Here is a 15,099-nt window from a genome sequence, read left to right on the forward strand (position 1 = left end):
GCCGCTGTGCTCCGAAGGGATACGCGATGAGAGCAGCCGCCCTCTACTCGGCCGCAGGATCCTTGCTCCTGACCACTCTCGCCGCGGCGCCGGCCGGCGGCGCGTCCGTCGTACCGGACACGGCCGCGGTGCGGGGTACGGCGGTGGCCGCCGCGCGGGCCCGGGCCGCCGGAATCGACTTCGGCAACTGCGCCGAGGCGCAGGACATGCCGGGCAGTCTGAAGTGCGGCACGGTGTCCGTGCCGCTCGACTACGCGGATCCGAACGGCAGGCAGATCAAGCTGACGGTGAGCCGGGTCCTGGCCACGCACACCGACCCGCACAACAGCAAGCGCCGGGTGCCCCGGCAGGGCGCGCTGGTCTTCAACCCGGGCGGGCCGGGCGGCGACGGCCTGTACTTCCCGCTGGTCGGGCTGCTGCCGGAGTGGAAGCGCATCGGGTCGGCGTACGACCTGGTCGGCTACTCCCCGCGCGGCGTCGGCCGCTCGGCGCCGCTGTCCTGCCAGGACCCCAGGCACTTCTTCAAGGCGCCCTCGCAGTCGCCGACGTACCCCTCGGAGTCGTACAAGAAGGAGCGCATCGCGCAGGCGAAGGCGTACGCGCGCGGGTGCGCGAAGCGGGCGGGCGGTGCGCTGCGGCACTACAACTCGCTCAACAACGCGCGCGACCTGGACGTGCTGCGGGCGGCGCTGGGCGAGGACCGGCTGACGTTCATGGGGGCCTCGTACGGCACCTACTTCGGGGCGCTGTACGCGACGCTGTTCCCGTCCCACGTGCGGCGGATGGTGTTCGACTCGGCGGTGAACCCGGATCCGGAGCGCGTCTGGTACCGCAACAACCTCGACCAGTCGGCCGCGTTCGAGGGGCGCTGGACGGACTTCCGGGAGTGGATCGCCAGGCACGACGACGTGTACGGGCTGGGGCGGACCGCCGGTGCGGTGCAGCGCAGCTACGACCGGGCGAGCGCGCAGCTGGCGGCGGAACCGGCCGGGGGGAAGGTGGGTCCCGCGCAGTTGCAGGGGGCGTTTCTGACGGCCGGGTACTACGACGACTACTGGCCGCACCGGGCGCAGGCGCTGTCGGAGTACCTGAAGGGCGATCCGAAGCAGCTGATCGCGCAGGCGGCGCCGGTGGCGGGGGCGGCGGCCGAGGCGGAGAACTCCAACGCGGTGTACACGGCGGTCGAGTGCAACGACGCCGACTGGCCGACGGACTTCCGGGTCTGGGACCGGGACAACACGCGGCTCGCGCGGGTGGCGCCGTTCGAGACCTGGGACAACGTGTGGATGAATCTGCCGTGCGCGTACTGGCCGGTGCGGCATCAGGAGCCGGTGGATGTGCGGACGGGGCCCGGTGAGCTGCCGGCGACGCTGATCCTTGCCGCCGAACGGGATGCGGCCGCGCCCTATGAGGGGGCGCTGGAGCTGCACCGGCGGTTGTCGGGGTCGGTGCTGGTGACGGAGCGGGACGCGGGGACCCACGGGATCGCGGGCGGGCCGAACCGGTGCGTCAACGGCTACCTGGACGCGTATCTGCTGGAGGGCCGGATGCCGGTGCGGCGCGCGGCGTGCGCACCGCACCAGGAACCCCGGCCGACGAGCCCCTCACGGAAAGCGACTCCACGACCCGCTCATTGATCAGGCAAGGCCCGCCACAAGCTCTGCGATGTCCTTGCGGCGGCCCGTGTAGAACGGGACCTCCTCGCGGACGTGCATGCGGGCCTCCGAGGCGCGGAGGTGGCGCATGAGGTCGACGATGCGGTACAGCTCGTCGGCCTCGAAGGCGAGGATCCACTCGTAGTCGCCGAGCGAGAAGGACGCGACCGTGTTGGCGCGGACGTCCGGGTAGCCGCGCGCCATCTTGCCGTGGTCGGCGAGCATGCGTCGGCGGTCCTCGTCGGGCAGCAGATACCAGTCGTAGGACCGCACGAAGGGGTACACGCTCACGTAGTTGCGGGGCGTCTCGTCGGCGAGGAACGCTGGGATGTGCGAACGGTTGAACTCGGCCGGGCGGTGCAGCGCCATGTTCGACCAGACCGGCTCCAGAGCGCGGCCCAGCTTCGTGCGGCGGAAGAGGTTGTACGCCTCCTGCAGCTGGTCGCTGGTCTCCGCGTGCCACCAGATCATGAGGTCGGCGTCGGCGCGCAGGCCGGACACGTCGTACGTGCCGCGGATCGTCACGTCCTTGGCGGCGAGCTGGTCGAAGAGGTCCTGGACCTCGTCGGCGTAGCCCGCGCGGTCCTCGGGCAGTACGTCCTTCAGCTTGAAGACGGACCACAGGGTGTAGCGGATGACCTCGTTCAGGTCCTTGGCCAGCTTGCCCTTGTTCGGGATCCGGGCGGCCTCGGTGGTGGGGGCGTCGTCACTCATGTCCCTCATTCTCCCGCTCCGCCGTGCAGGCTCTGCACCGGGTTGGCGGTGAGCTCCTGCACAGCGCCCAGGTCGCCGTCGAGCTGGTCGACCGCCGCGTACGCGCTCGCGATGCAGGCCGGGATGCCGACGCCGTCGTACTGCGCGCCGCACACGGCGAGGCCGGGGAGCTTGGCGACGTGTTCGCGGATGCGGGCCACGCGCGCGTGGTGGCCGACGGGGTACTGGGGCAGACCGTCGGTCCAGCGGGTGACGCGGGTGGCGACCGGCGTGGCGTCGAGGCCGGTGGCCTGGTGAAGGTCGTGGCGGGAGACGTCGACCAGGTCGGCGTCGTCGCGGCCGAGGATCTCCGTCTCGCCGTACCGGCCGACCGAGGTGCGCAGGACGACCAGGTCGGGGTTCTCGTCGGCGATCCAGCCCCACTTCTGGGAGGCGAACGTCGACGCCTTGATGGTGCGCCCGTCGACCGGCGGTACCAGGAAGCCGCTGCCCTCGGGGAGCGCGATGCCGGCGCGGCGGTAGGCGAGGGTGATCAGGGCCATGGAGGCGTACTCGACGCCGGCGAGCTCAGTGGCGGCGGCGGGGGCCTCGGCGCGCAGGAGGGCGGCGGCGACGGGGGCGGGGACGGCGAGGACGACGGCGTCGGTGTGCAGCACACGGTCGGCGGTGGTCACCCGCCAGCCGGACCCGGCCTCGCGGCGCAGCTCCGTCACCGGCGCGCCCGTGACGATCTCGCCGCCCGCCGCCCGCACCGCGTCGGCGACCGCGAGCGGCAGGGTGCCGACGCCGCCCTCGATGCCCATGAACACCGGGCCCGTCTGCTGGGCCGCGGCCGCCTTCGCCTGGATCTCGCGGACGGCCTGCGTCAGGGAGTCGTGCGTCTTCGCCGCCTGGTACAGCTGCGGGACAGCCGAGCGCATCGAGATGCGGTAGGCGTCGCCCGCGTAGACGCCGCCCAGCAGGGGCTCCACCAGGCGGTCGACGACCTCGCGGCCGAGGCGCTCGGCCACGTACTCCCCGACGGCCACGTCGTCGCCGACCTCCGTGCGGGGCAGGTCGGCGTCGCGCTCGATGCGGGCGAGGCCCTCGTCCGAGAGGACGCCGGAGAGGGCGGCGGCGGTGCCGGGGACGCCCATGACGTGACCCTTGGGCATGGGGCGCAGGGCGCCGCGGGTCCAGATGGAGGCCGTCGCCGTGGCCGGCGGCTGGAGGCGGTCGGTGAGGCCCACCTCGCGCGCGAGGGCGACCGCTTCCGGTCTGCGGGCCAGCATCGACTCGGCGCCGAGGTCCACGCGCGCGCCCGCGATCTCGCCCGGCAGCAGCTTGCCGCCGACGCGGTCCGACGCCTCCAGCACGGTCACCCGCGCGCCCCGCGCCAGCAGCCGGTGAGCGGCGGCCAGCCCCGCGATGCCGGCCCCGATGACGACGGCCGACCCCGCACCCGTACGACTCTCCACTTCGCGCATGCCCTCAGCCTCTCAGACCCCACTGACAGCCCGTCCCCGCTCCGGTGTCCTTCACGAGTCCCGACCGTGACCGCATCGGGACCGGCCCCACCCCAACGTCCGTGCCCCTCCCGGCGTCGAAGGAGCGTCAGTCGTCAAGACCCTCGGGGGGTACGCCCACATGCGCGCACGACGTTCCGTACGACCTGTCCACGCCCTGACCGGGCTGCTGCTGGCCACCGCGCTCGCGCTGACCGGATGCAGCGGCGGCGCGAACGACAGCAGCGCCGGCGGCAAGGCCGCGGACGGCGCCGCCGCCCAGAGCGACGCCAAGGGGGCCGCCCCCGGCGGTGCCAAGGAAGCGAGCGGCGCCGAGGCGACCCGGCCGCCGAGCCTCGCGGTGAGCCACATCATCCGCACCGCCTCGCTGACCGTGCAGGTCAAGGACGTGCCGAAGGCCCTCGACGAGGCCCGCACCACCACCGAGAACGCGGGCGGCTACGTCGGGAACGAGACCACCAGCCGCGACGACGAGGGCCGCGAGCACACGCGCGTGGTGCTGCGTGTGCCGGTCGAGAAGTACGACGAGGTCCTCGCCGACCTCCAGGGCGCGGGCAAGCTCCTGAACCGCACCGCGAAGGCCGAGGACGTCACCGACCAGGTCGTCGACGTGGACAGCCGCATCCGGTCGCAGCGGGCCAGTGTGGCCCGGGTCCGCGAGCTGATGGACCGGGCGACCAAGCTGAGCGACGTCGTGGAGCTGGAGGGCGAGTTGAGCAGCCGGGAGGCCGACCTGGAGGCGCTGCTCGCCCAGCAGGCGTCCCTGAAGGACCGCACCAGCCTGGCCACCATCACGCTGTCCCTGTCCGGGACGCCGGTGAAGAAGGCCGCCGCGAAGGACGACGACCCCGGCTTCCTGGACGCGCTGTCCGGCGGCTGGAACGCCTTCGTGACGATGCTGCGCTGGCTGGCGGTGGCCTTCGGCGCGGTGCTGCCGTTCGCCGCGGTGGCCGTCGTGCTCGTACTGGCGTGGCTGCGGCTGGTCCGGCCCCGGGTGCGGACCAGCGCCCCCGAGGAGAGCCGCGGGCAGGACTGAAATGCCCTGCCCCCGTAGCGTGTTCGCATGAGCATGAGCGCTGCGAGGGAACGACTGGTCGTGATCGGCGGCGACGCCGCGGGAATGTCCGCGGCGTCGCAGGCACGCCGCCTGAAGGGCCCGGACGAGCTGGAGATCGTGGCCTTCGAGCGCGGCCACTTCACCTCGTACTCGGCGTGCGGCATCCCGTACTGGGTGGGCGGCGACGTCGAGGAGCGGGACCAGCTGATCGCCCGTACGCCCGAGGAGCACCGCGCGCGGGACATCGACCTGCGGATGCGTACGGAGGTCACCGAGATCGACGTGGCGAACGGTCGGGTACGCGCGCGTGACGTCGATTCCGGGGAGGAGTCCTGGACGTCGTACGACAAACTCGTGATCGCGACCGGTGCCCGGCCGATCCGTCCGGACATGCCGGGCGCGGACGCCCCCGGGGTGCACGGGGTGCAGACGCTCGACGACGGGCAGGCGCTGCTGGACTCGCTGGCACGCACGCGTGGGCGTCGCGCGGTGGTCGTCGGGGCCGGGTACATCGGTGTGGAGATGGCCGAGGCGCTGATCAACCGGGGCTACGAGGTGACGGTCGTCAACCGCGGCAGCGAGCCGATGTCGACGCTCGACCCGGACATGGGCCGCCTGGTGCACCAGGCCATGGAGGGCATGGGCATCGCCATGGTCAACGACGCCGGGGTCACGAAGATCCTCACCGGCGAGGACGGCCGGGTGCGGGCGGTGGCCACGGAGGACGCCGAGTACCCGGCGGACGTGGTGGTGCTGGGCATCGGCGTGCGTCCCGAGACGGCGCTGGCCAAGGCCGCCGGGCTGCCCCTGGGGGCTCACGGCGGGCTGCTCACGGACCTCGCCATGCGGGTGCGCGGGTACGAGAACATCTGGGCCGGCGGGGACTGCGTGGAGGTCCTCGACCTGGTCTCCGGGCAGGAGCGGCACATCGCGCTGGGCACGCACGCCAACAAGCACGGACAGGTCATCGGCGCCAATGTCGGAGGCGACTACGCGACCTTCCCCGGGGTGGTCGGCACCGCCGTCTCCAAGGTCTGCGACCTGGAGATCGCCCGCACCGGCCTGCGCGAGAAGGACGCGCGCAGGGCCGGGCTGCGGTTCGTCACGGTCACCATCGAGTCGACCAGCCGGGCGGGCTACTACCCGAACGCCGCCCCCATGACGGTGAAGATGCTCGCCGAGCGCCGCACGGGGCGGCTGCTCGGCGTGCAGATCGTGGGCCGGGAGGGCGCGGGCAAGCGGGTCGACATCGCCGCGGTGGCCCTGACGGCCGGGATGACGGTGGAGCAGATGACGGCCCTGGACCTGGGCTACGCCCCACCGTTCAGCCCGGTCTGGGACCCCGTCCTGGTGGCCGCCCGCAAGGCCACCGCGAAGGTACGCGCCTCCTGAGGGCGCCGGCGGCTACGCCGAGCCGTTGATCCGCTCGATGGCCTGCCGGGCCTGCTCGGCCGGCGGCCGCGGCGGCAGCGAGGACACGGAGGCCGTGGTCGTCACGGCCACCGGCTGCTCCCCGGCGGGCTTGGCGTGCGCGGCTGCGGGCCGCGTGGTCCTGAGACGGTTGCTCACCGCCTCGTCGAGGGACACCGGGCGCTGCATCTGCGAGGCCAGCCGGCCGGCCTCCTGGCCCAGCCTGGCCACGTCCTCCCAGGGCAGTTGGATCACAAGGGCCAGCTCGGCCTCGCCGTTCGGCAGGGCCTGGACCGGCAGCGGAGGAGTAACTCGGTCGTTCATCGCCTGTTCCTCACGTCGTCCCCGCGACCCGCCTTCCCCGCGCCGCGGGCGGTTGCCGAGTCATACGCACGCGCGCGTGCCCGCGTTCACTCAGGTTCGCCCCGCTCATCGCGGGCACTAATCCCTTGTGGTCATCCCCGTCCATGACGTGAACCCGGTGCGCCGCACCCCCTGGGTGACGTACGCGCTGATCGCCGCGAACGTGTACGTGTTCCTGGCCACGCCCGGCATAGCGGGCTCGGTGGCCGGCGGCAGCGACCTGGCGCAGCTGTGTCATCTGCAGGCGTTCCTGGACCACTACGCGGCGGTGCCGCGGGAGTTGATCCACCATCAGCTGCCGCGGACGGTCCCCACGGGCGACGTCGGCAGGAGCGCGGGCGGCGCCCTGGGCTGCGTGGTGGCCCCGCCGGGCTACGACAAGTCGCCCGTGGTGTCGGTCTTCACCGCGATGTTCCTGCACGGCAGCTGGCTGCACCTGCTGGGCAACATGCTGTTCCTGCTGATCTTCGGCAACAACGTCGAGGACCGCATGGGGCATGTGCGGTACCTGCTCTTCTACGTCGTCTGCGGCTACGCGGCGGGATACGGCTTCGCGCTCCTCAACGCCGACTCGACCGACCCGCTGATCGGCGCCTCGGGAGCCATCGCGGGCGTACTGGGCGCCTATCTGGTCCTGTATCCGAAGGCCAGGGTCTGGGTGCTCGTCCCGTTCCTGATCTTCCTGCCGCTCAGGCTGCCGGCCTGGCTGGTGCTGGGCTTCTGGTTCGTGCTGCAGGCGGTGTACTCGTCCGGCGAGGGCGTCTCCGACGCCGGGACGGTGGCGTACGCCGCCCATGTGGTGGGCTTCCTGGCCGGCATGCTCCTCGCCTGGCCGCTCAAGCCGGGCACTCCCCCGCCGCCGGAACCGCGCGGCCTGCTGTTCGGCAGGCGGGCCCGGCCCCGGCACACCTGGTGAGTCAGCGGGCAGTGCGCGTGTGGACGTACTCCACGAGGCGGGTCAGCGCGTCCGGGTCGGTGGACGGCATGACGCCGTGGCCGAGGTTGAAGACATGGCCCTCCAGGCCCGCGGCGGCTTCCAGCACCTCGTCGGTCTTGGCCTCGACGGCCTCCGGGGTGGTGAACAGGATCGTCGGGTCGAGGTTGCCCTGCAGCGCCTTGCCGGGGCCGACGCGGCGGGCGGCCTCGTCCAGCGGGACGCGCCAGTCGACGCCGACGACGTCCGCGCCGGCCTCGCCCATGAGCTTCAGCAGCTCGCCGGTGCCGACGCCGAAGTGGATGCGCGGGACGCCGTAACCGGCGACGGCGTCGAGGACCTTCGCGGAGGCCGGCATCACCGAGCGGCGGTAGTCGGCGGGGGCGAGGGAGCCGACCCAGGAGTCGAAGACCTGGATCGCGGAGGCGCCGGCCTCGATCTGCACCTTCAGGAAGGCGATCGTGATGTCCGCGAGCCGGTCGAGCAGGTCGGCCCAGAGCTCCGGGTCGCCGTACATCATCGCCTTGGCGTTCTCGTACGTGCGCGACGGACCGCCCTCGACGAGGTAGCTCGCGAGGGTGAAAGGCGCGCCGGCGAAGCCGATGAGGGGGGTGGCGCCGAGTTCGCGGGTGAGCAGGCCGATCGCCTCGGTGACGTAGGAGACGTCCTCGGGGGTGAGGTCGCGCAGTCGGGCCAGGTCGGCGCGGGTGCGGATCGGCTTCTCGACGACCGGGCCGACGCCGGGCTTGATGTCGAGGTCGATGCCGATGGCCTTGAGCGGGACGACGATGTCGCTGAAGAAGACCGCCGCGTCGACGCCGTGCCGGCGGACCGGCTGGAGGGTGATCTCGGCGGCCAGTTCGGGCCGCGTGCAGGACTCCAGCATCGGGACGCCCTCGCGCACCTTGCGGTACTCCGGCAGCGAGCGCCCGGCCTGCCGCATGAACCAGACAGGGGTGTGCGGCACGGGCTCGCGTCGGCAGGCCTTGAGGAAGGCGGAGTCGTAGGTCACGGACTGCTGCGGGGTGTCGTTGGCGCTCACGGGGCAAGTCTCGCACGGCGGTGGAGATCGCCCCGCCGCGCGTGGGGGTTCGCGCACAGCAGGGTGTCTTGCCCTGCACGAAGGCCCGGTTCCCCTTAATCTTCCCCGCATGGCTGCGGCTCAAGGACGACTGTCGGACGGCGCTGACGGAATGGACGACACCAAGGAGGGGGACCGGGATGGGAGCGGTACGGCTCCGCCGGCCTTCCTGGCCGCGGTGCAGGCGCTGCGCGGCAGCCGGCTGAGGCCTCAGATCGAGGTCGAGTCGACGCGGGCGCCCCAGCGGCTCGCGCCGTTCGCCTACGCGCTGGAGGCCACCGTCGTCGACGGCGACCAGGACCTGGCCGACGGCCGGCTGGTGCTGCTGCACGACCCCGACGGGCACGAGGCCTGGCGGGGAGCGTTCCGGCTGGTGACGCTGGTGCGGGCCGAGCTGGAGCCGGAGATGGCGGCGGACCCGCTGCTGCCGGAGGTGTGCTGGTCCTGGCTGACCGGCGCGTTGTCCGCGCGCGGACTGTCGTACGGCGAACCGAGCGGGACCGTCACGCGGGCCAGCTCGCACTATTTCGGTGGGCTCGCGGAGCGCCCGGCGGCCTCGCAGATCGAGATCCGGGCTTCCTGGACGCCCCGGGAGGGGCTCGGCGGGGTGCCGGACACGGCGGCCCACCTGGCCTCCTGGTGCGATCTGCTGGCCCAGGTCGCGGGGCTGCCGCCGGCCGGGCCGGGCGACGCGTCCGTGGTGACGCTGCCGCAGCGTCGCGATCCCCAGTCCCGCTGACGTTTTTGTCATCGTTTTGTCGATACGGCCACTTTCAATCAGGAACCGGCCCTCGAACGAACCGATTCGTTCACCGAACGATCGACCACGTGTCCGAATTGCACAGATTTCCACTCACTAAATCGTGATCTTTCACTAAAGGGCTCCGGGTTTGGTGCCGAAGACGACTGTGACCTTCAAAGCCGTCCCGCACCCCAGGAGGCCTGGTGTCCGTTCTCCTCGAGCAGCCCGCAAGCCTGGTCGCCTACCGTCCCAACAAGCCGACCGCCATGGTGGTCGTGGCCGACCCCCGAGTCCGCTCCACCGTCACCCGCCACCTGTGGGCCCTCGGGGTGCGCGACGTCATCGAGGCGTCGTCCATCGCCGAGGCCCGTCCCCGTATCGGCAACCCGCGCGACATCTGCGTCGCCGACGTCCACCTGCCCGACGGCTCCGGCCTCACCATCCTGTCGGAGACCCGCGCCGCGGGCTGGCCCAACGGCCTGGCCCTGTCCGCCGCCGACGACATCGGCGCCGTGCGCAACGCCCTCGCGGGCGGCGTCAAGGGCTACGTCGTCACCGGCACCCGCACCAACGTCGGGCTCCCCACCCGGCCCGGTGCCGCCCCCATCGGCGCGGCCGGCGCCCGTATGCACCGCCGCCCCCCGGGTGCCCCGAGCCACCCGGGCGGCTACCGCGAACTGTCCGGCCGTGAGGTCGAGGTCCTTCGGCTGGTCGCGGAGGGCCAGTCGAACAAGGCGATCGGCGTCTCGATGGGCCTGTCCGCGCTGACCGTCAAGAGCCACCTCGCCCGTATCGCCCGCAAGCTCGGCACGGGCGACCGCGCCGGGATGGTCGCGGTGGCCCTGCGGACCGGCATCATCCACTGACACCGGCAGATCCACTGACACCGGCACATCCACCGATACCAGCAGCTCACCGGCCCCGGTGGTTCAATCCCGCACAATTCACGGACGTGAACCGGAGCGCCCGCCGACCCCATGTCCGTACCCCACCTGTCGTGAACCGGATGTTTCACCGACCTGACTGGTTTACGACCCTCAGGCGCCCGTCGACGGAACGTTACGTCGGCGGGCGCTGTCCATACACGGATACCCTTGACAGGTGACCGACGCCCAAGAGACCGCAGCAGACAGCCCACTGCGAACCACCGGAGGCGCCCCTCCGGAAGACGGCGGAACTTCTGTTACGGGGGCGCCGGATCCGGATGCGGCCGCGGAACCCATCCCTTTGCTCGAACCGCGTGAGGGCATTCCGCCCGTGATCGCCGACGCGGAATCGCTCGCCGAAGTGGTCGCCGCGTTCGCGGCCGGTTCCGGGCCCGTCGCCGTCGACGCCGAACGGGCGTCCGGTTACCGCTACGGCCAGCGCGCCTATCTCGTCCAGCTGCGCCGTGAGGGTGCGGGGACCGCGCTGATCGACCCCGTGGCCTGTCCGGATCTGTCCGGGCTCGGCGAGGCGCTGTCCGGCGTCGAGTGGGTGCTGCACGCGGCCACCCAGGACCTGCCCTGTCTGCGCGAGATAGGCATGATGCCGACGCGGCTGTTCGACACGGAGCTCGCGGGACGGCTCGCCGGGTTCCCGCGGGTCGGGCTCGGCGCGATGGTCGAGGGCGTCCTGGGCTACGTACTCGAAAAGGGACACTCCGCCGTCGACTGGTCGACCCGGCCGCTGCCCGAGCCGTGGCTGCGGTACGCGGCGCTGGACGTGGAACTGCTGGTCGACCTGCGGGACGCGCTGGAGAAGGAGCTGGACCGGCAGGGGAAGCTGGAGTGGGCGCGCCAGGAGTTCGACGCGATCGCGGCCGCGCCGCCGGCCGAGCCGCGCAAGGATCCCTGGCGGCGGACGTCCGGGATGCACAAGGTGCGGCGGCGCCGGCAGCTGGCCGTGGTGCGGGAGCTGTGGCAGACGCGGGACCGCATCGCGCAGCGGCGGGACGTGTCGCCGGGGAAGGTGCTCAGTGACGCGGCGATCGTCGAGGCGGCGCTCGCCGTGCCGGCCAATGTCCACGCCCTCGCGGCCCTGAACGGGTTCGGGCATCGGATGGGGCGGCGGCAGCTGGAGCAGTGGCAGGCCGCCGTCGACCGGGCCAAGGCGCTGACGGACGCGCAGTTGCCGGCGCCGGGGCAGCCGGTGACCGGGCCTCCGCCGCCGCGGGCCTGGGCCGACAAGGATCCGGCGGCCGCGGCCCGGTTGTCCGCGGCGCGGGCCGGGGTCTCGGCGCTGGCCGAGCGGCTGAACATGCCCCAGGAGAACCTGATCACACCGGACACCGTGCGGCGGGTCTGCTGGGAGCCGCCGAGGGTTGTGGACGCCGAGTCGGTGGGGGGTGCGCTGGCCGGGTATGGGGCGCGGCCTTGGCAAGTCGAGCAGGTGACTCCTGTGTTGGTGGCTGCGCTGTCCGCCTAGCCGCCGTGGGGGTTTCCGGTGTACGACGGCTGCGGGTTCGTTGTGGTTGCTCGCGCAGTTCCCCGCGCCCCTTAGGGGCGCGCTTCACCTGGTCGCGCCTCTGGTGAAACCGTTGTAGATGTAACGCTGCAGGCACAGGAAGACGATCAGTGTGGGCAGGATGACCAGGATCGCTCCTGCCGAGATCGTTTCCCAGTGGGCTCCGAACGGGCCCTTGAAGCGGAACAGGGACGTCGAGATCACGCCAAGATCCTGGTTCGGCATGTAGAGGAACGGGATGTAGAAGTCGTTGTAGACGGCGATGCCCTTCACGATGACCACCGTTGCGATGGCCGGCTTGAGCAGCGGGAAGATGATCTTTCGGTAGATCGTGAAGGCGTTGGCGCCGTCTATGCGGGCCGCCTCGTCCAGTGAGGTCGGGATGGACCGGACGAACTGCAGGAAGATGTAGATCGAGACGATGTCCGTGCCCATGTAGAGGGCGATCGGGGCCCAGCGGGTGTCGAACATGCCGAAGCTGGTGACGATCTGGAACGTCGCCACCTGGGTCGTCACCCCGGGGACCAGCGCCGCGATCAGGAACAGGGCCACCACCAGCCTCTTGAACCGGAACGTGAAGCGGTCGATCGCGTACGCCGTCATCGAGCCGATCAGGACCGTGCCGGCGACCGAGACCACCAGGATGAAGGCCGTGTTGCCGAAGGCCGAGAGCATGCGGCCGTCCTGGAACGCGGTGACGTAGTTGTGGAAGTTCAGCGGGTCGTGCGGGAGCGTGAGCGCCCCCGTGTCGTTCGAGGTCTCCTGCTCTGTTTTGAGGGAGGTCAGGAAGACGACGAGGAGCGGGAGGACGACCACCACGCTCGCCGTGATCAGGGACAGGTAGACCAAGGCGCGGGCCACTGCTCGGCGGGTCATACGAGGTCCACCTTCTCGTCGGGGACCAGTCGGCGCTGGATCCACGTCACCAGGAGGATGATCAGCAGGAGTACGACGGCGGCCGCGGAGGCCAGGCCCGTCTTGTTGAACTGGAAGGCCAGCTTCACCGTCTGGATCACGAAGGTCTCGGTGCCGGTCGCCCCGCCAGTCATGATGTACGGGATGTCGAAGGCCGAGAGGGATCCGGAGATCGAGAGGATCACTGTCAGGGTCAGGACCGGTTTGATGCCCGGCGCGATGATGTGCCGGAACTGGTGCCAGCGGTTCGCGCCGTCCAGTTCGGCGGCCTCGTACAACTCCCCCGGGATGGACTGGATCGCGCCCAGGAACAGGACGAAGTTCAGGCCCAGGTAGCGCCAGACCGAGACGCCCGCGAGGGAGGTGTTCGCGGAGACCGGGGTGCCCAGCCAGGCGTGGTCGGAGTGGTAGCCGAAGAGGGCGAGGACCGAGTCGAGGGTGCCGCCGTCCTGGAAGAAGTACAGGAAGACGAAGCCGATCGCGACACCGTTGATCAAGTACGGGAAGAAGAGCAGGCCCTTGAAGAAGTTCCGGAAGCGGACGTCGAAGCTGAGGACCGTCGCGAAGTAGAGGGCCGCGACGATCTGGACGACGGACGCGGCCAGGTAGTAGCCGCTGACCCAGAAGACCTCGAACAGGTCGGGGCGGGTGAAGAGTTCGGTGTAGTTGCCGACGCCCGTGTAGTGCAGCTCGGGGCTGACGCCGTCCCAGTCGGTGAAGCTGTACGCCAGCATGTTGGCGATCGGCGCGTACGTGAAGGTGATCAGGAAGGCGAGCGGGGCGAGGAGGAAGAGCCAGGGCGTGAGGCCCCGCCACACGCGGGTGCCGCGTGGGGCGGGGGCCGGGAGCGGGATGGGCGACGGGCCCGAAGTGGCCTTCCGTACGACCGACTTGTGGGTGGTGTCCGTCATCAGGACCCCACGGTCTTCTGCGCCTCGGTCCACTTCTTGCCGAGGCCGGCGAGGAAGTCGTCCAGGCTGCCCTTGCGGGCGCCGCGCGCGAGGTCGACCAGGTCCTGGCGGTAGTCGGGCTTGTTGATGCCGACCTCGGACTGGTCGTCGATGGCCTTCACCCGGGCGCCCTCGGTGTCGTCGAGCTCGATGAACTTCACGCCCTCGTCCTCGTACGGCTTCAGTACGTCGGGCAGAGCGGCGTTCTTGAGCGGGGAGATCGCCAGGTTGTCCTTGTCGTAGCCGGACTTGTCGGTGAACCAGTCGATCCAGGCGCGGGCCGCCTCCTTGTGCTTGGAGTGGACGTTGACGGCCTGGTTGTAGTCCGGGCCGATGACCGCGCAGAACTTGCCGTCCACCTGAGCCGGGAAGGGCATGAAGCCGATGTCGTCGGCGCTCAACCCGGCCTTCTTCGCCGCGTCCTGGAACTGGACGATCGCCCAGGTGCCGAGCCACTGCGTGGCGATCCTCCCCTTCGCCAACTGGGGTTTCGATAGCTCCCAGTTGGTGGTGGTCGGGTCCTTCTCGGCCAGGCCCTCGTGGACGATGTCGTACAGCAGGGTGTCCCCGATGCGCAGGTCGCTGCCCTTGGTCCAGGGATCGCCCTCGGCCAGTTTGGTCGTGGCCTGGGTGTCGCAGCTGGGCGAGCCGTTGACGAAGGTCCAGGACGTCAGGGGCCATTGGGCGGCGAAGTTGGTGTAGTACGGGGTCGCGTCCGTCCTGGACTTGATCGCCTTCAGGTCGGTGAGGAACTCGGCCGGTGTGGTGGGCCACTTGGTGACGCCGGCCTCCCGCCAGACCTTCTTGTTGTAGACGAAGCCGGGGCTCACGCCGATCGGGCTCTGGCCGTAGACCTTGCCGTCGACCGTGGTGAAGTCGGTGAAGCGGTACTTCTTGCTGCGCTCGGCCTGGGTGCCGAGGGACGCGAAGAAGCGAGGGTAGTCGCTCTTCTTCACGACACCCGGGATCAGCAGGACGTCCCCGTAGTTCTCCGTGTTCATCCGGATCTTGACCTCGGCCTCGTAGTTCGTGAGGGCCTCGAACTCGACCTTGACCTTCGGGTACGTCTTGTTGAACGCGGCGGCGTACTTCTTCATCGTGCCGTCCTGCACGAGGTCGGTGCGCTGGGTCAGGACCTTGATGGTTCCGGACACCTTTGACGGATCGTCAGGGGCCTTCGCCTCCGCGCCCTTCGACGTGCCTCCTGTACCGGTACAGGCCGTGAGGACGAGAGCGGCTCCGGCGGCGACGGCGAGGACTGTACGGCGGGATGTACGGCGGGACATGTGCATCAGCTCCGTTCATGGTTCACGTTCATGGGACGGACG

At 70.9% G+C, this 15,099-nt stretch carries 14 protein-coding genes; 7 read left to right on the forward strand and 7 right to left on the reverse strand.

Annotated elements, in window-relative coordinates; genetic code table 11:
* Window positions 1-26: 26 nt before the first annotated feature.
* Window positions 27-1,637, forward strand: a complete 1,611-nt coding sequence (locus ABZ848_RS26195; RefSeq protein WP_360835768.1) for an alpha/beta hydrolase — start codon at window positions 27-29, stop codon at window positions 1,635-1,637.
* Here ABZ848_RS26195 and hemQ read toward each other — a convergent pair whose 3' ends face one another.
* The gene (hemQ, locus tag ABZ848_RS26200) at window positions 1,638-2,369 is read right to left on the reverse strand and encodes a hydrogen peroxide-dependent heme synthase (RefSeq protein WP_360835769.1); all 732 of its coding nucleotides are present in this window, start codon (window positions 2,367-2,369) and stop codon (window positions 1,638-1,640) included.
* Between the two features lie 5 nt (window positions 2,370-2,374).
* Complete coding sequence (gene hemG, locus ABZ848_RS26205; protein ID WP_360835770.1) at window positions 2,375-3,835, reverse strand: protoporphyrinogen oxidase; 1,461 nt, start codon at window positions 3,833-3,835, stop codon at window positions 2,375-2,377.
* A 160-nt stretch (window positions 3,836-3,995) separates the two neighbouring features.
* Here hemG and ABZ848_RS26210 point away from each other — a divergent pair, with 160 nt between their 5' ends.
* Together ABZ848_RS26210 and ABZ848_RS26215 are read left to right on the forward strand one after the other, a co-directional pair.
* Window positions 3,996-4,910, forward strand: coding sequence for a DUF4349 domain-containing protein (locus ABZ848_RS26210; protein WP_360835771.1), 915 nt, complete (start codon window positions 3,996-3,998; stop codon window positions 4,908-4,910).
* Between the two features lie 27 nt (window positions 4,911-4,937).
* Entirely contained in the window at window positions 4,938-6,323 is a 1,386-nt protein-coding gene (locus tag ABZ848_RS26215; RefSeq protein WP_360835772.1) for an FAD-dependent oxidoreductase, read from the forward strand.
* A 12-nt stretch (window positions 6,324-6,335) separates the two neighbouring features.
* Here ABZ848_RS26215 and ABZ848_RS26220 read toward each other — a convergent pair whose 3' ends face one another.
* The gene (locus ABZ848_RS26220) at window positions 6,336-6,665 is read right to left on the reverse strand and encodes a hypothetical protein (RefSeq protein WP_360835773.1); all 330 of its coding nucleotides are present in this window, start codon (window positions 6,663-6,665) and stop codon (window positions 6,336-6,338) included.
* A gap of 127 nt (window positions 6,666-6,792) precedes the next feature.
* Here ABZ848_RS26220 and ABZ848_RS26225 point away from each other — a divergent pair, with 127 nt between their 5' ends.
* Complete coding sequence (locus ABZ848_RS26225; RefSeq protein WP_360835774.1) at window positions 6,793-7,620, forward strand: rhomboid family intramembrane serine protease; 828 nt, start codon at window positions 6,793-6,795, stop codon at window positions 7,618-7,620.
* Window position 7,621: 1 nt separating this feature from the next.
* Here ABZ848_RS26225 and hemE read toward each other — a convergent pair whose 3' ends face one another.
* Entirely contained in the window at window positions 7,622-8,680 is a 1,059-nt protein-coding gene (gene hemE / locus ABZ848_RS26230; protein ID WP_360835775.1) for a uroporphyrinogen decarboxylase, read from the reverse strand.
* Window positions 8,681-8,789: 109 nt separating this feature from the next.
* On the opposite strand from hemE, the gene ABZ848_RS26235 reads away from it, so the two are divergent.
* From ABZ848_RS26235 to ABZ848_RS26245, 3 genes are all read left to right on the forward strand, one after another.
* The gene (locus ABZ848_RS26235; RefSeq protein WP_360835776.1) at window positions 8,790-9,458 is read left to right on the forward strand and encodes a DUF3000 domain-containing protein; all 669 of its coding nucleotides are present in this window, start codon (window positions 8,790-8,792) and stop codon (window positions 9,456-9,458) included.
* A gap of 206 nt (window positions 9,459-9,664) precedes the next feature.
* On the forward strand, window positions 9,665-10,327 hold the full coding sequence (locus ABZ848_RS26240; protein WP_242764552.1) for a response regulator transcription factor: 663 nt from the start codon (window positions 9,665-9,667) through the stop codon (window positions 10,325-10,327).
* Between the two features lie 235 nt (window positions 10,328-10,562).
* The gene (locus ABZ848_RS26245; protein WP_360835777.1) at window positions 10,563-11,867 is read left to right on the forward strand and encodes a ribonuclease D; all 1,305 of its coding nucleotides are present in this window, start codon (window positions 10,563-10,565) and stop codon (window positions 11,865-11,867) included.
* Window positions 11,868-11,951: 84 nt separating this feature from the next.
* Here ABZ848_RS26245 and ABZ848_RS26250 read toward each other — a convergent pair whose 3' ends face one another.
* Genes ABZ848_RS26250 through ABZ848_RS26260 form a run of 3 tightly spaced genes read right to left on the reverse strand, consistent with a single transcriptional unit; the run spans window position 11,952 to window position 15,057 of the window.
* Entirely contained in the window at window positions 11,952-12,782 is an 831-nt protein-coding gene (locus ABZ848_RS26250; RefSeq protein ID WP_360835778.1) for a carbohydrate ABC transporter permease, read from the reverse strand.
* Complete coding sequence (locus ABZ848_RS26255) at window positions 12,779-13,732, reverse strand: sugar ABC transporter permease (protein ID WP_360835779.1); 954 nt, start codon at window positions 13,730-13,732, stop codon at window positions 12,779-12,781. The genes ABZ848_RS26250 and ABZ848_RS26255 overlap by 4 nt, the downstream gene beginning before the upstream one ends.
* Complete coding sequence (locus tag ABZ848_RS26260) at window positions 13,732-15,057, reverse strand: extracellular solute-binding protein (RefSeq protein ID WP_360835780.1); 1,326 nt, start codon at window positions 15,055-15,057, stop codon at window positions 13,732-13,734. Before ABZ848_RS26260 ends, ABZ848_RS26255 begins: the two co-directional genes overlap by 1 nt.
* Window positions 15,058-15,099: the final 42 nt, after the last annotated feature.

Source organism: Streptomyces sp. NPDC047081 (assembly GCF_040643775.1).
In the GTDB taxonomy this organism is placed as follows: Bacteria; Actinomycetota; Actinomycetes; order Streptomycetales; family Streptomycetaceae; genus Streptomyces.